The 17,962-nt window shown below is 45.4% G+C and carries 13 protein-coding genes; 2 read left to right on the top strand and 11 right to left on the bottom strand.

What is annotated here, in order from left to right; all coding sequences use genetic code 11:
* Positions 1 to 138: 138 nt before the first annotated feature.
* A complete protein-coding gene (locus CWC33_RS06095; RefSeq protein ID WP_100691213.1) occupies positions 139 to 2,088 on the top strand; it encodes a S8 family serine peptidase in 1,950 nt (649 codons plus the stop codon).
* A gap of 61 nt (positions 2,089 to 2,149) precedes the next feature.
* Here CWC33_RS06095 and CWC33_RS06090 read toward each other — a convergent pair whose 3' ends face one another.
* The 8 genes from CWC33_RS06090 to CWC33_RS06050 all read right to left on the bottom strand — a co-directional run bounded on the left by CWC33_RS06090 (position 2,150) and on the right by CWC33_RS06050 (position 11,601).
* Positions 2,150 to 2,857, bottom strand: a complete 708-nt coding sequence (locus tag CWC33_RS06090; protein ID WP_100691212.1) for a ZIP family metal transporter — start codon at positions 2,855 to 2,857, stop codon at positions 2,150 to 2,152.
* Positions 2,854 to 4,134, bottom strand: a complete 1,281-nt coding sequence (locus CWC33_RS06085; protein ID WP_232709858.1) for an anti-phage deoxyguanosine triphosphatase — start codon at positions 4,132 to 4,134, stop codon at positions 2,854 to 2,856. Before CWC33_RS06085 ends, CWC33_RS06090 begins: the two co-directional genes overlap by 4 nt.
* 83 nt (positions 4,135 to 4,217) lie before the next feature.
* Entirely contained in the window at positions 4,218 to 6,026 is a 1,809-nt protein-coding gene (locus CWC33_RS06080; RefSeq protein ID WP_100691211.1) for a S8 family serine peptidase, read from the bottom strand.
* On the bottom strand, positions 6,023 to 7,243 hold the full coding sequence (locus tag CWC33_RS06075; RefSeq protein WP_100691210.1) for a hypothetical protein: 1,221 nt from the start codon (positions 7,241 to 7,243) through the stop codon (positions 6,023 to 6,025). Before CWC33_RS06075 ends, CWC33_RS06080 begins: the two co-directional genes overlap by 4 nt.
* A gap of 43 nt (positions 7,244 to 7,286) precedes the next feature.
* Positions 7,287 to 8,819, bottom strand: coding sequence for a hypothetical protein (locus CWC33_RS12680; RefSeq protein WP_198511834.1), 1,533 nt, complete (start codon positions 8,817 to 8,819; stop codon positions 7,287 to 7,289).
* A 93-nt stretch (positions 8,820 to 8,912) separates the two neighbouring features.
* Positions 8,913 to 9,590 (bottom strand): hypothetical protein, encoded by a 678-nt coding sequence (locus tag CWC33_RS06065; RefSeq protein ID WP_100691209.1) that lies wholly within the window; start codon positions 9,588 to 9,590, stop codon positions 8,913 to 8,915.
* A gap of 41 nt (positions 9,591 to 9,631) precedes the next feature.
* Positions 9,632 to 9,886: a hypothetical protein gene (locus tag CWC33_RS06060; RefSeq protein ID WP_100691208.1), complete on the bottom strand. Its 255-nt coding sequence runs from the start codon at positions 9,884 to 9,886 to the stop codon at positions 9,632 to 9,634.
* A 656-nt stretch (positions 9,887 to 10,542) separates the two neighbouring features.
* The gene (locus CWC33_RS06050; RefSeq protein WP_100691206.1) at positions 10,543 to 11,601 is read right to left on the bottom strand and encodes a helix-turn-helix transcriptional regulator; all 1,059 of its coding nucleotides are present in this window, start codon (positions 11,599 to 11,601) and stop codon (positions 10,543 to 10,545) included.
* 355 nt (positions 11,602 to 11,956) lie between these two features.
* Here CWC33_RS06050 and CWC33_RS06045 point away from each other — a divergent pair, with 355 nt between their 5' ends.
* Positions 11,957 to 12,889: an HNH endonuclease gene (locus CWC33_RS06045; RefSeq protein ID WP_100691205.1), complete on the top strand. Its 933-nt coding sequence runs from the start codon at positions 11,957 to 11,959 to the stop codon at positions 12,887 to 12,889.
* A gap of 47 nt (positions 12,890 to 12,936) precedes the next feature.
* Here the strand turns inward: CWC33_RS06045 and CWC33_RS06040 are convergent, their stop codons facing one another.
* The 3 genes from CWC33_RS06040 to CWC33_RS06030 form a co-directional block, all read right to left on the bottom strand.
* Positions 12,937 to 13,191: a hypothetical protein gene (locus CWC33_RS06040; protein ID WP_100691204.1), complete on the bottom strand. Its 255-nt coding sequence runs from the start codon at positions 13,189 to 13,191 to the stop codon at positions 12,937 to 12,939.
* A 1-nt stretch (position 13,192) separates the two neighbouring features.
* Positions 13,193 to 13,759, bottom strand: coding sequence for a class I SAM-dependent methyltransferase (locus CWC33_RS06035; protein ID WP_100691203.1), 567 nt, complete (start codon positions 13,757 to 13,759; stop codon positions 13,193 to 13,195).
* A 177-nt stretch (positions 13,760 to 13,936) separates the two neighbouring features.
* A complete protein-coding gene (locus CWC33_RS06030; protein WP_100691202.1) occupies positions 13,937 to 17,797 on the bottom strand; it encodes an AAA family ATPase in 3,861 nt (1,286 codons plus the stop codon).
* Between the last annotated feature and the right edge of the window lie 165 nt (positions 17,798 to 17,962).

Genomic DNA, 17,962 nt, shown 5'->3' with positions numbered 1-17,962 from the left:
TTGTTCATTTTTTGTTATTAAATGTTGCAAATGATGTCAAACGACGTCATTTTCAGGCAGCCAAACGTCGTATCCCCTGCTGCTTTCATTCATGGCTTCTTACAGCCACAAATAAAAACAAAAAGAGACTAATCTGGTATGAGAAAAATCCAATATCTTACACTGACTGCCCTGGCAGTATCAGTTTCATCAGCTTTTGCTAAACCTCCTGACCATTCACAAGCGCAGCCGCTGGTAAAAGAGCAGGCTCAAATTCAAGCGCAAGTGGATAGCTCAGCACCTCAGCGTTACATCATTAAATTTAAAAATAATGGTAACGCGGTCAACAAAATGGGCAACAGAGGACGTTCTGAATTGGCCGTTTCCCGAGCAAACAACGTGGTCAGAAAAGCTGGCGGTAAGGTAAAACTTAGCATGCGCCACAATTTGGCGGTTGCCGCCGAGCTGACTGAAAAGCAGCGAAAGCGTCTTGAGAAAAACCCAAACATTGAATACGTTGAAGTTGACCGTATCCGTCGTTTTATGGCGCAAGACGTGCCTTACGGCATTAGCCAGGTACAGGCTGATCAGGTCGATGACAGCGTTGCTTCTGCGGCCGCAGGTGGTAAAAAAGTCTGTGTTATCGATTCAGGCTTAGAGCTACCACACGAAGACATGGGTACTTTAGGCGGTACTATTAACGGCACGAATGATAGCGGCACAGGCAACTGGCATGACAACGGCGGTCCACACGGTACGCACGTTGCCGGTACCATTGCTGCACTCGATAACGGTTTTGGCGTTCGTGGCGTTATTGGTAGCGATCCTAACCTGCATATTGTCAAAGTATTCAACTCAAGTGGTTGGGGCTATTCGTCTTCACTGGTTTCTGCTATTGAAACTTGTGCCGACAACGGCGCTGATGTTGTTAACATGAGCCTTGGCGGCGGTGGCTCAAGCCAGACTGAAGCCAACGCGATGCAAAACCTGTATAACCAAGGTGTTTTATTGGTTGCGGCAGCGGGTAACGACGGTTCTGCTTACAGCTCAACTGACCCAATGTCTTACCCGGCGTCTTACAACGCGGTTATGTCCGTTGCGGCTGTCGATAGCAGCAAAAACTTAGCGTCTTTCTCTCAGAAGAACAGCCAAGTTGAAATTGCCGGCCCCGGTGTAAACGTTATGTCTACTTACCCAGAAGGCACGGGTCAACAAGGCAACTACGGCACCATGAGCGGTACCTCTATGGCATCACCTCACGTTGCGGGTGTTGCGGCGTTGGTTTGGTCACACCACCCAACCTGTAGCGCGCAGGAAATTCGTAGTGTGCTCAACAATACAGCACAAGACTTAGGTGCTGCCGGTCGTGACGTTAAGTTTGGTTACGGCTTAGCTCAGTCTAAAGACGCTATTGATTACATTGACGCGAACGGCTGTGACGGCTCAGGCGGTGGCGGCGGTGAAGAACCACCAACAGACAACGAACTGAGCAATGGTCAAACGGTCAGCAACTTGTCTGCAACTACCGGCGATTCTCTGTACTACACATTGAATGTTCCGGCAGGCGCAACAGACCTAAGCTTCAACATTAATGGTGGCTCAGGCGACGCTGATTTATACGTTCGTTTTGGCTCTCAGCCAACCCAGTCAAGCTATGACTGCCGTCCGTATCAAAGCGGTAACACTGAAACTTGTACTATTTCGAACGTACAAGCTGGTACTTACCACGTTATGCTGAACGCATACTCAAGCTTCTCTGGTGTTAACCTGACCGGTTCATTCACTGAACCAAGCACTGGTGGCGGTGATGGCGGTTCGGCTTCAGCAACTGACTTATCAGGTGCTAGCGGTGAATGGTCTCATTACTACGTTGACGTTCCAGCCGGCATGTCAGTTCTGAACGCGACTATGTCGGGTGGTACTGGCGACGCGGATCTATACGTTCGCCAAGGTTCTCAGCCAACTGAATCAAACTACGAGTGCCGTCCATACCGCTCAGGTAATGACGAGTCTTGTAGCATTGACAGCCCAGCTGAAGACCGCTGGTACATCAGCATTCGCGGCTACAGTGCCTACTCTGGCGTCGACTTATTCGTCGAGTGGGAATAAGCTTCTTCGCTAGTTAAAAAACTCCTTGAACTAAAAGGGCGCCGGTTTGGCGCCCTTTTTATTATCCCAACAACTGTTTACTCAGCATTCCAACGATAAATCCGAAGACAGCGCCAAGCGATGGTGTCCAATGTCGGCGCATACGCGCTTGGGGTGCGATATCCTGAAACACCAAATAAAGAATGCCACCTGCCGCAAAGCTCATTATCATGGCCGTAATTTCCGGTGCATCGCGCAGCCACCAGTAGCCCATCAAGGCGGCAACCGGCCCAAATAACGACACGCCAAGTAAGCCTGCCAATGCGGTTTTAGTACTTAACTGTGCGAACCGCAATTCGCGATACGCGTTAAAGCCTTCCGGTAAGTTTTGAGCCGCAATAAATACGGCGAGTAAAATAGCGGTGTTTGGGCTGACCGCAAAGAGTGCGCCCAGAGAGATGGCTTCTGGCAGAAAGTCGAGCAACATCGCCATAAACTGAGCGACATTGCCGCCATGTTTGGCTAGCCAGGCATCAACAATCGCAAAGCTAACCCCACCGAGCGCGAACAAAAGCGCTAACTGCCACGCATTCAATTCTTTCATGCCTTCGGGAACCAGCGCGAAAGCAACCGCGGCCATCAGAATACCGCCACCAAAAGCTGTTATTCCATGTACAAATTCGCGTTTAGTAACGGTGTTTGCTGAGCCCTCAAGGTAAGCGATTGTCCCACCCAGGAAGGCCATCAAGCCCGCCCCCCAAGCGAGTAATAGCATCCAATAGATTGTCATGCTTGCTCACTCCCGTTACTAAAAAGTTGGCTGTATTGCTTACGAGCATAGTGGTCTGTCATTCCGGAAATATAGTCAGAGATGACACGTTTTGGGTTCGTCGCCTGCTGGTATTTTTGCAATGTCGATGGCTGCAGGAGCTGCTCTGGCGCATCATTCAACGCTTCGAACAACGCCATAATAATGCGCTGGCCTTTAAACTCCATGGCTTTTACCTCGGCGCTACGAATCACATGCTTGAAGACAAAGCTTTTTAGTAATTCCAGCGTATGCTCAGCTTCTGCAGGTAGTGTTGCCTGTAAATCCAGTTGCGGGTGCTCGAATTGTTGCTGCCGTTCAACGGAAATTTGCGGCACTAAATAACCAATGAGCTTGCTAATAGCGTGTTTGCGGTCGCGGCTGTCCGGCGAGAACAGCTTGTCGTTGTAAAAGGAAGCTTCCTCTATGAAAGGGCTGTTTTCCTGCGCCAATTGCAACACATCTTCGCGCCACTGTCTTTCTGTAACCAAGCCCAGCGCCAGCGCATCCTCTAAATCATGCACGCCGTAAGAAATGTCGTCGGCTAGTTCCATAATCGAGGTATCGAAGGCTTTGAATTGGGAGCGTCGCTTGCCGTCTTTCTCCGTTTTTGTGCGGAACTTGTCGCGATCGTGGGGCGAAAACTCTTCTAAAGCCCATTCCAGAACGTCTTTTTCATCATCATGAATCGATTTAGGTGGTTTAAAGGCGTTCAACGGAGTGTCAGTAGTTAAACCCGCTTGTTGTACCTCGCTGTGCAGCACCGGATACTTTAACACACCCAACAGAGTGCGCCGCGTCAAATCCAGGCCGTGCTTTTCAGAATATTCGCCGAGTTTGCTTAAAATACGTAGCGTTTGCCCGTTTCCCTCAAAACCGCCGTGACCCAGCATGTGATAGTTCAGCGCAACCTCGCCGCCATGACCGAACGGCGGATGCCCTAAATCATGCGCCAGACAGGTCGCCTCTATTTGAAAATAAGACGGGATTTGCTGCGAAATAGCGTCATTATCAGCATAAGTTTGCTTTAAATGCTCACAAATACCTGAGCCAATCTGAGCAACCTCCATCGAGTGGGTCAGCCGCGTACGATAAAAGTCGTTGTCGCCCACACCCAGTACCTGAGTTTTCGACTGCAGCCTGCGGAACGCCGAAGAGTGGATGATTCGCGCACGATCGCGCTGCGCATCACTGTCCGGCGTTGCGGCATTAAACGGCGTGGTCTTTCCTGAGCGTCGTTGAAGCATGGTTTTATTCATGTTGGCAGTCAGTTGCTAGTAACTAACCCACAGCAAAACAAATTTTCAGTCGTTTGCCCAGTGAAAGATCACAGATACCTCAATTACTCAGTGCACACAGCAGGCTTGGCTTCTAATAAAGCTAACTCTGTGTTCATAACGTTGGTAGCTTCACAGGTGCCATTCTCACAAACTTGCATGCCATAATCGAATGATTCTGCATCGATATTCTCTAAAGTCACGACTGGCTGAGCGAACTGACCTTCAACAACAGGGGTTTCTGTTTCCCAATCTCCACCTTTTGGAATTGAGACCAACTTGTACTCTACCCCTTCTTTATGGAATCCCCCCATAAAGGTGAGTTTGTACATTTCGCACAGACGTCCCTCATTGCCGAAATGATCGATGTACCACTGTTGCTCACACTCATCCTTGTCAGCCAGAGCATGCTCAATACGATTGAGCTCTCCTTCTTGAGCCTGCTGAGCAATCGTATAAACACCGAATGCATCCATTAATCCGTCGCCACAACTGCCATCACCGCAAGAAGGACCCAACGTATCTTTTCGAGCACTATTTTCCAGAGCGAAGTGCAATAGCTGGTTATCTGCTAATGTTACTTGCTTGGTCACAGCTAACACACCAGATACCATAGGGGCCGAGTACGATGTACCTTGCCCGTAGCAAGCATACTCGCTGTCACCACAAACCACCGCGACCCTCTTACCCTGGGTCATGATATCAATGCTTTCATCAGAGTTAGTGAAGTTCGCTTTTTCGCCGTCGCGGTCTAAAGCCCCCACAGAGATAACATTGTCGCAGTTTGCAGGTGCATACTCAGACGCCTTTCCGCCCGAGTTACCGGCGGCGGCCACCAGAGTAAACCCGGCTTCAGTTGCACGGTTAACGGCATCTTGCATAAACTGAGGACATGTCATGGTTTGCGAAGCAAAGCTCATATTCACAACCCCCGCAGCACCGGTGTATGGCTCGACATTTTCGAACGATTTTCCCGCCAACCAGTCGAGGGCATCCGCTGAGTCACTTAAGAAGCCAGTACCGCACGTCAAAGTACGAATAGCGTGTACGTTCGCATTGTTAGTAATTCCTGACATATTTTTGCCGTTATCCATTAACGCGGTGGCGATACTGGCAACCTCTAACCCATGAGAGCCACAGTTTTGTCCCTCTAATTCGGCAGGTGGTTGGTAGTTACCACCACGCTCTTGCTGAGGTCCTCCTTGCTCAAGAGCGGTAGTCGAAAAGTTTCGGCCGCCTGCTGTGTATGGCGTTTCCGGGTTTGCAACAAAGCTGGAGTCCATAACAATCAAATCAACCGGCGATGATACCGTAGTCACTGCATCCATGCCGACGGCATCCCAAAGGCCTAAAATGTTTGAGCCTGAAGGTGATTCATCCGCACTCTGGAAGTAATCAAGCTGGTATTCGCCAAAGGCCGGGTCATTTATTGACTGACTACCTACCATTGAATTTGAAGCGCTACTGACAATGCCAGGGTCGGTGTATGTGATCGCATCTACCTCCACTAACCCGAAGTTCCCCGATTCGTTTAATAGCTCCGCAATACGCTCAGCACTATATCCGTAGCTCTGCAGCTCTATTACCTCAAACCCACCTTTGATGTCTGCACTCGCGCTTTTCATATCATTAAGCTGCTGTGATTTTTCACTGCTCAGGCACCACTCATTTGCGCCATCAGGTGTCGAAACGCAGTTTTCGGAAAAGCTTACATCTGCACTGCTCTGCATAGCTTTTGGCGCTCCAACAGCGTTGATGACTAAGCGAACTGTGTTAGCTGATCTCACCAGGTCTAGATTTGATGGCTGCGCTGCACTTTGCAAACTAACAAAGGCTAACGCACTGACAGATAAAAATTTGAACGTATGTTTCATGCTTCACCTTCGTCGTTGCGTGAACAAGTTTGTGATTCTGGAAATGCAATAGCTTCAAGAAACTCAAAAGCGGGTTTAAACACCCATGTTTCTTCCTGAAACTCACCTAAAGCAGGGTTACCGACCAACTGCGACACAGTCGCTCCGGACTCACTAACATAAACGTCTGTCAATTCAATATTGCCGGTGATCGGTGCGGCCGCTTCGATCGACGCCTGCAGTACGGTACTGATCGAGCCAAGATAATTTTCAATCAACGGAATGGCATTATCGAAAAACACAGGAAAGTTGGCTTCCATCGCAGCGCCCGTATTGTACTCATGAACCAGATAATTGCTGTCATTCAGCCAGTCCTCAAGCGCGCGAGCGTCTTCAAAGCTGACCTCAGTTGATAATTGAGAAAGTAGCGATGGGCTTTGTACTGTGTAGCTATCATTAAAGAAAACAGCGAGCTCTTCTAACCGCTCAACTAAAAGCGCCTGCTCGGATAACTCCATAACACCCTGGGCCGACGACATTAGAGACTGAAGTCTCTGAAGTGACGCGCTTCCAGAAGTGTTTTCGGTTGTTAGCTCAAATGCAATAGATTGAGATTTACCCTCGCTATCCGTTGCCTGAACCTCAACTGTTACCGGGTGGTTATTATAACTGAACTCATCAGCTGTGAATGTCAGCAATACCCCAGAGCTTGTCGTCGATACCGAATGACTGACCGTATTTTGTCCGGCGCTGTTCATTGTGACATTAGTCGTCACTGTCCCGCGGCTACCCAAATAGCTTAAAGGAATTTCTAATTCCGAGTTTTCAGCTATTGATGAAGCCGTCGTGCTCGTTTCAATCTTATCGAACCCCGAAACATTCACGAGAGAAATAGACGCTGTCTTTGTTGACACTCGCCCTTCACTGTCTCTGGCGGTGACACTCAGGGTTGCATCACCATCTTCAAAAATTTCCGCAAGTGATAACTGAACATTGCCGCCATTACTTGAAACACCGCTCGTGTCGATACTCAATGCATCAGGGCCATTTACATCGATACTGAACTCCGCACTGCCCTGCGCGCCAGACGCCGAGACAGATACCGACTCACTAGAGTTTTCATCAATACTACTAATGGAGCCGATGGACACGCTGAGTTGAGGTGTCGATTCAGAGCCGCCACCGCCGCACGCTGATAACACGCCGGCAGCCGCCAGCGTAAGGAACAGTTTTTTCATTGGAATATCCTTATATTGAGGAATGTTGTTTGTTAGTCAGGACTTACTTTCTTTTCGGTATGCCGTAACTCAGTAACCAAACCAGTCCGAGCATTAAGAAGAAAAACAGTGACGATGAACCACCGCTTGCCGATTCTGTGTTAACTGGGGGAGTGGTTCCACTGTCACCGCTTCCACTACCTGAATCACCACCATCAGTACCGTCGTCGCCGTCATCATTATTGTCGTTACCACCATCACCACCTGTATCTTCTTCAGATGGGAAGGTCAGAGTCGTATCCAGGATATTGTTAAAGCCATCACGGTCGACATCATAATCGTCAGAGTAAATCTCGCCGGCAATTTGATAGCCCGCTTCAGACAAAGCTCCAACAGAAAGTAGTATTTCTTTCTCTTCAAGCGCGGAAAAATTAAAGGTGCAGGACAAGCCCGTTTCTGAAACTTCGCAGGAGTTAGCGCTATCAACCGAAAGCTCAGGATAATTTGCATCAAAACGAATGTTTGAAATGACATTATCCACTGCACTGTTCGTCTGATTCGTCAGGGTGACGACCAGGTGAGTCTCACTCTCCGTTGATGCATTTTCGTTTATCGACGCAGCAGCCGACAGGTCAATCACCTCACCCTCGTTACGGCACCAGCCGATATCACACAGCATAAATGCGGCAACACCTAAGTCAGTCGTGTGCGCGACGCTAGAGCGCATTAATTGAGCCGGTTGAACGTCGTTGGACACGTGAGAGCCAACCTGTGGGTCATAACCACCATCAGAAAGTGGCTCTGATAGCATTTCGACGTAGGCTTTTTCGTCATGCGTTTGAATACCGCCAGCGAGCTCATTAACAAACGCATTTTGCGAGGACTCTGAGCCTGATAGCAACAAATCGCCACTGCTCTTGCCCGCAGCTATTCGAGTATCAATATCCATGTTGTCGTACAACAGGATCTCCCCAGACTGGTTATAACGAAGGAGCTCTGTCATGGTTGTATTGACCGAGTAATCCTCTGGAATGCATCCCCCCAGACAGTTTGTATCAGCAAAACCATAAAAGTGGGTCAGTTCGTGATAAACCACCGTTGCCAACAAGGGCAAACCAGTACTATCGGAAATGTCGTCAAAAAAGAAGTCATCATCGCGGTCGACAAAGGTAGTTTCGCCGTAATTGTCGTAATCCGTTGTTTGCTTTCCGGTTAACGCCGCCGTCAATGTTAAGGGGTAATGCCGACCCTCTTGCATAATCCCGAATTCGTCCTTTTCAGTGCGCTCATCAACCACTGAGAAAGAAGGACCTGATGTTAAGGCTCCATAGCCGTCTAACGGACCAAACTTAACGCCCCAGGCAAGTGATACTTCATTTTTGAACTGGAGCGACATAGCCCGTACAACATACTCGATGGTATTTTTCCGAAACTCACCAACGGTCGTTTCAGTGCCGTCAGATAAAGTCAGAGTCCGTTTATCGTTGACCCCCTTGCCTTCTTCATCAAGGTACTCCGGGACGATCTTTGTCCGCTCAGCAGAGGCATAACTCGGCAGTAAAAATAGTGAAGAAAGCAATAATATTTTAATTTTCATCGGACACTCGCTTGTCTTAAATCGAAAGGGACTCTACCAAAATACAGTTAACATTTAAACAACACGTGAATATTTACATTGTTTTTTTAAACGTCATGCGGCTCGGTTTCTCGCAGATCTAAATAGTGGTCGTTCAATAACTTCTGCGGAACTAACATCTCGGGTGTTAAATCGCTGCAGTTTTCCACTGACACCACACATATTCCCTTCCAGAAACAGTTGCTCATCAACTTCAACCAATGACACATCGCCCAGTACCTCTTCACATTCATCAATTTCAAGACGCAACATATTTGCGGTGTAAATGGCGGACTTAATTTCTTCCAACGTGTCCGCTGCTATTTTCCCCCGATGTAGGTGTTTCATGAGGTCAATATCAGAGACACTGTTGTCATACCGTATGACTTTGCTTCGATGATTCACTTTTTGCTTGCTTAGATATGCATCATTCGCTGCGTTGAAAAGGCACTCAACCTCGTGGAAGAGTGCTTTAGGAAGCAATACTCTTGCCGTTTTTTCAATGCGTTTGATTGCGCATGCCACCTCAAGAGTCATTTCTAAGTCATCTTTTGATCGCACTGCGAACCACCGTTGCGGCTTACCATTCGGGTTCTCGCATACAGCAACGCCATGACTCTCAAGAAATAACAAATCACTTTTTATCGTGTTCTCTGCCACCCTGAAAATCGATGCCAGCGCTGGGATTGTCACTGAACGGCGTGTTGAGAGATGCTGGTTTTCAATAGCTCTTCTTCGCTCTGACTGATTCATAAAAGACCCTCCAGGAAAAATGATTTAATGACTACAACGACTTAGGCCGCAATTCCGTACTCATCACAATCATGCGCAAACTGTTCGGCGCAATGATCGTCCCAAAAGTCTATGATTCGCTGAGCTGAGCAGGTGTACTTGTTAAGATCAAACTCATGCGCGTTATCCAACAAGTTACGAATCAGTTCTTCGCTCACGCCATATTTCGCTTTAATTACACGAATAGCTTTTGCCAGCTCTACAGCATTGAACTGAGACCGTGACTTATCATTTTTCGCTTTTTTGAATATGCTCATCTTCACCTCTTATCTGTCATGTACGCTTTTGAACAAACAGCTTCGAATTTATAAGTCTCATCCAACTTTTTAAGTTCGTGAATCTTTTCGAAGCCGAGCTCGGTATCTTCCCAACTCGCAGAACGAGTCTCTTTTTTATTTAGAAAATATAAGCGCAACGCTAAATCAAGGCGTTCAAATACACTTAACAAAAGCTATTGCGAAACATCGAGGAAATACTAACAGGTGAAAGCGACATTTTTTGTCGTAAGGTAAGTTGGTCAATTATCAGCCGAAATTCAGTTTTTGAGCTTGCTCGGATCTTCGCTTACTAGATTTATATACACCCGCCTGACTTCTCCTTCGGGTTTTCTCTTAAACTGAAGTCGCCCAGCACTTTTTAACGGCTAACTCGGCTTAGAACGAGGCAACTTTTCTTGACTAGACCATTCAATTTACAGCTAATTTTTATTAGGAGACCTTAAAGTATGCACTTCTGAGGGACTGAAACCTTCTTATTCAGCTACGCGTGGGTTTACAAAGGCACAGCATAAGCATGCTTCTATTGAGAGAGGAAATCAACGCAACGATGAAGGGCAAACAAATGCACCTTGCAAAAGCTACGCGGAAACATTAGTAGTAACGCGACAGTCTTTGTCATAAAGTAGTGCTAATGATTATCCACCGAAATTCAGTTTTATCGGCACCTCTGGTGCTTCGCTCATTACATTTATATACATTCGCTTAATTTCTTCTTCGAATTTGTTCTTAAATTCAATTGGCTCTAGCACCTTTAAATAAGCAGCTCGCGCTAATAGCCATTGAATTAAGTCAAGCGTGTAAGGCACGCTCACCTCAAGTAGTTTAAACCTCTCATCGCGACCATAAGGTTTAATAGTTTGGTTTTCACCTAAGTGTGCCTCGGCTATCTCGCGCTCAATAGACTCAAAAATTACAGCCTTTAAGCGAATTGGCTCACCATAAGTAATCGATCCCGCATGTGAATTTATATAAGTATCGATATCAAAACCTTTCGGAATAATAGCCGATCCTAGTTTTGATTTTGCCTCCACAATACGTGAAATGGGACGGTTTCTAGTAACTTGACGCTCATGATCATATGCAACTAAATAAGCCACTCTACCTCTGAAAAAAATACCCAGCGGAGTAACAGTGATTTTGTATGGCGTATCTCTACCATGAGATTTATAGGTGATTATTATTGGCTCTTCGCGTAGTAATGCATAACAAATACAGTCAAACACTCGTTTATCTAACTTTGGTTCCTTCAACCAATGTGATGGCTCCACAGCCCGTGCTTTTTTGTACCAACGAGCTTCACGCGATTCACTATCTTCTAATTGTTCACGAGCCTCTTCGAAAAGTTTCGATAAAGATTTCTCACGCTCTGGCAAGGCTGTAATCGACCAATATCTCTCTGCCAGTGCTATCGCTAGCGCCTGGTAGTCTTCTGTTATTTGCTGTTTGTCAGTTGCGACGGCTACACCGGAAGGTCTCTCCTGCCATTTCCAAATATGCTGCTTTTTACCTTCGCCCTTTTCACGCTTAACAATTGGGTGACCTTGTAACTTCAACTTAGGCAGTCTGCGCTCAATACTCCGTTTAGAGTAAATAAGCCCTTGTTCTTTCAGTAAAAGTTCTAACTCAGAATATGATCGCGGCTCTTCTCGCAATAAATCAAGAATGAGTCTATCTCGCTTGTGTAGCATAGCCATATTAGTCTACTTAACGGTTACCAATAGTTTTCATCAACCTATACTAATAGCCACACTAACTTCAATAAAAAGGCGATTCTTTTTATAACTTAATCAATTAGAGCGCAATGTGCACTCCCCAAAAAGCGCTGATACTCTCTCACAAGCATCTTAGACGCCAGTTATTGACTTCATTATTCACTATCGATTCAAAGCTAAAATCATGGGCGGTTGCTCTCCTGATATATTTAGAACTATATTAGATACTTCATTAATTCAACCATCAAAGTCTAACAATCGCGTCAATAATGACGCTCACGAACCCTCACCTATTAGGCGAGGGTGGTCTTAGTTACTTACCTTACGAGGAATCAAAATGAGTTCTAAGCTCAGTGCATTTTTAAGCCAAAAGATGTCTATGACAGAAGTTTATCAACCGGTGATAATTAAAGAATTGCTACTAAAAAATGGTAAATGTTCAAAAACAGACTTGGCAGTTGCACTAGCAAGATACGACTTATCTGTTCTCGATTACTACAAAAAGATAGTCATGCGCTGGCCAAAAAAAATACTATCTAAACATGGCATCATAACCTATGAAAGAGAGGGTGAAGTCTTTCGTTTGGGTGCCGAACTTGTTGATTCAGGTAATGTGGAACATGAAGTTGGTATTTGTGAGCAAAAAATTGAAGAGTGGATTGACAAAAAAAGGAACCGAGAAAAAACACCTCAGGCCAATGAGTCACTCAGATACAAAATTTTAAAGCGCTCGCATGGGAAGTGTGAGCTATGTGGCATTGACTCCTCATTAAGGCCAATTGACATTGATCATATTGTTCCACAGTCCACTCAAAACAAAAACGGCAAGGTTAAAAAAGACGGTAACTGGATTGATGTTCATTCTGAAGAAAATCTACAAGCCCTTTGTTTCAAGTGCAACCGGGCTAAAAGAGCCAGTGATGAAACTGATTTTAGGCGAACGAAAAAGTTAGTCAGAGACAAAATCCCTAAAATCATCAAAAATGAAGGTCGTACTCCTATTATTAAGGAGTTGCAAGGGAAAAGCCTCATGCATGCGTTGAAGGAAAAATTAGTCGAAGAGCATGGGGAGTATATTGCAGAAACAGATAAGGCTAAGTCCGTATCTGAATTGGCAGATATGGTTGAGGTAATCTTTTCATTAGCCAAGTGCAAAGGCTTTAGCAAAGAACAACTATTGAAGATTGCGGAAGACAAGAGACTAAAAAATGGTGGCTTCGATAAAGGTTTTTATTATGAGGGCGATGAAACCAATAAAGCAATCAAGTAAGTATGCCTCTTATTCTCGGTCCACTCCAATCTATGGCTATGAGGTGTCTAGCAAATCAGTGGCGATTCAATACGCTCCATCTTAGTAAGCCGTGTCGGGTTACCCTGCTGTGGCATCGAGTCAGTGGCAAGTCTTTTCTGGTAAATATCAAAATAATCAGATGCTAAGTCATTCCAACTAATAGTATTTGACTGGCGTTTAGCAGCGTCTAATAAAGTCTGTGCCAGGCACATTTTATAAGTCGCTGCGTTTAAACCGAATAAAACAATCCCTTTGAACAAATCTTCATTTGTAAATTCCATATCAATCCTTAATTAAAAGTGCATTGAGCCATTGCTCTTTTCTGTCTGGCCTTATATCAAAGGTTACCCAAGTTTTATAAATACTGAGAGGTGGGGGCAAAATCTCTACCAGTAGAGCCTCATTCAAATCCGTAAATTTTCTTTTACCGCGCAGAGTTTCTTTATCACCATACTTAAAAGAACAATATATAATTCCTCTTTTTTTAAGTATTTCACTTAAATGACAAAACGTTCCTCTTAACTCTGCCATTGGAATATGAAGTAATGAGGCGCAGGCCCAAATAGCGTCAAAATTAAAGCCGGGGTGGAACTTTTGAATCGTCGTCACCTCGACGGTATCTCCGATAACTCTCTCGGCAAGTTGGGCAAGGTTTGAACTCGGTTCTATAGCATAAACATCATATCCAGTATCTTTAAATGCTTTACTGTCACGTCCCGAGCCGCACCCAACATCCAGAATTCTCGACTTCTCTGGTAACAACGGTAAGAACTCCCTGTATAAGGGCGACATGTCGACACTTATCGTCCCATTAAAAAAATCCTGAGCGTTATCGTTGTAGTAGGACATTATTGATTGCCATTGAGGTTGAGTTAATTAGAGAAAAACAACTTAATAGAGTTAGTCTATATCGCTTGTGCAGCACAGGCATATGAGTCTACTTAACGGTTACCAATAGTTCTCCTCAACCTATACTAATAGCCACACTAACTTCAATAAAAAGGCTGTTTTTTGTAAGTTAATGGATTAGAGCGCAATGTGCGGGCTTGGCTTACTCCCAAAAAGGCGCTCTATATCGTGCTTATCTAACTGCTCTTTTTCTGCGAGTTCCGCACTAATCGCATCAAGCAACGACTTATTCTCAGATAAAAGCGCCGATACTGTTTCAAAGGCATCCTGGAGCCAGTTATTGACTTCATTATTCACTGTCGACTCATCAACAGATAGCTCAGACGGGATAGCAAAACCAAAGTTATCAGACATTCCCCAGTTCAGGATAGCGTTTTTAGCGAGCTGGGTGGCTTTCCTGCGGTCATCAGCTCCACCTATTGTTTGAGAGTCTCCGGTCAAGCCCAACATATGTTCTGCAGCAATACCCGCTAAAAAGATCTGTAGGTAAGCTTTGACTCTCTGCTTTGATAATACCGGTTCGTTGTCAGATGCACCCGGAACCACCATTCCAAGAGCAGCCCCCCGGGGTTGTACAGATGCGAACTCGACCGGCACATCGGGTAATAGAAGTTTGTGTGCAACCAAATGCCCAGACTCATGATAGGCGGTATTTTGGATTTGCTGCTTACTCTGGACCATTGTATGACTCACAGCCCCCAATTTTACAGAGCGAATTTCTTCAATCAGCACTGAGGGCTGCCATTCTATATCCTCGCTCATAGAGGTCAGAACAGAGTTATTAAAAACTTCCCTGATTCGACCGATGGTGGCGCCTTCAAGCATAGTTACCAACTCATTCAGAAGAGTATCATCCAACCTGTAATGATTACTCTCGAACCAAGCTCGAATACATTTTTCACGCGCCTTTTTACACGGAGCGTCGAAGAAAATGGTGCGGTCAAAGCGCCCGGCCCTGGTTAACGCCGGGTCCAACTGTTGTGGGTTATTGGTCGCAGCCATTACAAACACTTTACCGTCTTTTTGTTGAAAGCCGTCAAGCGCAGTAAGCAACGAATTAACCACAACAGTCGCCCCTTGAGTGGCATTTTTTCGACTCATTGCGATTGAGTCAATTTCATCAATGAAAATCATTGACGGCGCATAGCGTACAGCCACATCGAACAACTTATTTACATTATCAACAGCATTGCCTATCAATAAATCTGAGGCGTTAACATTAAAGAAAAACATGTCACTCTCTGCGGCCAGGCTGCGCGCCATGTGTGTTTTTCCGGTGCCTGGAGGCCCTGCGAAAAGGTACCCTTTTGGTATTGGTATATTGCTAGAACCTCTACGGCTCGACCCGTTCAGCATCTCGACTATGAGCTTCAGTCGCTTCTTGGTATTTTCCTGCCCAATAACCTCTGAAAGCGCTCCCTTTGGCTTACCCGCAAAGCTGATAAACGGAAGATCAGCATCTTCGGCTCTTACCACCTGTTTTCTGTCCAGCAGGTTAATAGTTGCTTCAATACCTTCTTCAGTCACTTTAGATCGAAAAGCATAATCCACTTTTTCATTGCGTTTTAAAGCCGTTTGAACGTATTTGAGCAGACGGGCGATATGCTGCGCACGCATCACTATTGTTTGAGTCGTTCCGTTTACAGAGCGCCCAGAAGCGATGTAATGCTCGAAGACTAATGCGCCAGCGCAAGGCTTGCTCAGCAATGGCGTAACTCCCTCGGCGCCTAATGTCAGAATCGTTTTCTCCCGATATTTATTTAGTAGCTTAACAACATCCGAAACCTCTGCATCGAGAGTAGACTCATCGATTACAACGACGTCTGAGTCGCTTTCCAGTTGTTTGCGAACAGAATACAAGCTTGTATCGTTACAGATTTCACACTCTTTGCTCTGATATGACTGGAGTCGCTCATTTTTTGTTATGAAACTTACCAGTACAGGAACCGCCTCGATAATACGGTTGGAAGAGAATCGTATATTATTAAGCAAGCTCACTCGATTACTATCCAGCTTATCCAGTTGCTCACTAATAAACTCACCCTTGAGTTTTTGTAACTGCCCCTTTATTGCTCGCGGTGTTGCCGCTCCACCTAAAGTCGCTAAGATAATTTCTTCTGCGCTTTCAGGCCAGCGCACATTGCTCTCAGTTCTAACCTTCGCTGCCTCAGCCTTTGCTAACTTTATCAAACTCCCCGCAGTCAACGGTCTGAATATCGTGACGTTACCAGCAGCTAGCCGATTGGCCATCTCAGGAGAAAGCACTCTGTCCGAATTCGACTTTTTCCGCGTAAGAAGCTCTATCACATCCATTTCATTTTGTGATGAAAACTTACTGATATCGTCGCTACCTATGTTGGTAGTAAATACAAAGTAGCAAAGAGAGAAATCGACTTTACGGCCAGTTGTTCTATCTTCAGCAACGCCCTTATCAATAAGCGTTAATAGCGACTGAATGACTTCTTTATGAGCCTTTTCAATCTCATCGAAAACGATAATGGTACGAGGTTTCTTCACGACCGGTAGTGTGATGTCTCCCAAAGCCGAATCAACATACTGAGAGCCAGATCCGAACAGCTTTGATACATCTCGCTTGTCTGAATATTGCTCCATATTCATTACAAGAAACTGATAATCAAGTGACAGCTCCTCGGTAAAAACATTAGCAAAACACTCCGCAAGGTGAGTTTTTCCCGAGCCGCTTTCGCCCAAAAACGTTGATACTCCCAGATGTTGATTTCCACCACTTACCATCAATGAAGACAAAGCTGAAGATACGCTTTCAACGGCCTGCGTTTGTCCAATTACCCTCTTATATAGTGTCTGCTTGGCGGCTTTGGCCTGCTGTAAAACAGGAGTTGAGTTTTGCAAGAGGTTGTTTTCGATAAACCGTATCAGCAAGCCTTTATTCTCAGGAAGAGAAAAACGCGCTCGCAACTCAGCACATGAACACAGCAGCTGTTCGATATCGCCCACGCAGAAGCTAATTGTTCCATCATTGCTTTTTGTCAGCAGGTTTCTCAATAAGTCATCGACCTCCCAATCCAGGCCAAGCTTTGCTTTGTGCTTATTCTCAGCAATAGCGAACCAATGCTTACTCGCACCACGAACGGAGTTTGTAACGGTTTCTGTCGTTCTTTCATCCACCACGTCAAGAAGCCGCTCTCTAAGTTTTGTAGACTCTTTCGGAAACTCAACCAAAAAGGGCTGTTTTTTAAAAGCAACGGCTAAATCGCTTATCAAGCCGATACAGCCTGATGCCGCGGCCATAAACAGATCGATATCGATGAAAGCAACATTTTTATCAGACGAGTCTTCGTCCATTTGCTGTTTAGCTTGATACATCCAACATAGATTATTTAATAACTCTTGCACTTCAGAATCACCGGACTTAACAAGCTCAGCGATGTTCAAATAGCTGAGTCTATTAATTTGTTTAGTTGGCGACTCTAGTAGCTCTTCAGAAAAGTCGAATAGGTCGTTCGCCGCATCAGTGACCGTTCCCTCTCCAAAATCATCATTCCAGAATGTATCCTGGTCAAACTCATTTTGCGGCTGTTGCTTTAAATTTCGATCAGCGAAATAGTCAGCAATCTTCGAAAGCTTTAACTCTCCCTCTGCCGTTGTTTTTTTGTAAAAACTCTTAACGTCAGCAAGATAATCGAAAAAGTCGTACCCCTCATATTTTATTGCCGCGTTTTCTCCTAATTCCTTTAGTTTAGAAGTAGCGCGACTCATATCCGGTATAATGATATTTCTAAGACTAAAACCGAATAGCACAGTTTCTGAACTGAAGAGATCGAACATAGTAAGACGCGTATGGCGGTTAACTTCACACTCACCTTTTAAGTGAACTAGGCACGCCGCAAGACGATCATTGCTCTGAGTACCTGACAGTATCTTATCGCGGATATCCTGATTGAAACTGCTGTAATAGGCATTAAGAAGTACTTTTTTCTGAGAGGTAGTTAAAGCCATGTCATATCTCCATTGCGGTAATTTGGTTGAACACCACACAGGATAATGACGTATCCGCAGCCACACTGCGGATGCAAAACTTTTTTCAAAAAAATTTATAAATGTACGCTAACTTACTTGAAAGCGGCTACTTTACAGGCGTTGACGCGTGGTTTTATTCATATT

Origin of the sequence: Idiomarina sp. X4 (assembly GCF_002808045.1) — a bacterium.
Taxonomy (GTDB): domain Bacteria; phylum Pseudomonadota; class Gammaproteobacteria; order Enterobacterales; family Alteromonadaceae; genus Idiomarina.
Note: the sequence above shows the minus strand (reverse complement) of the source record. Positions and strands in the feature narration are given on the sequence as shown.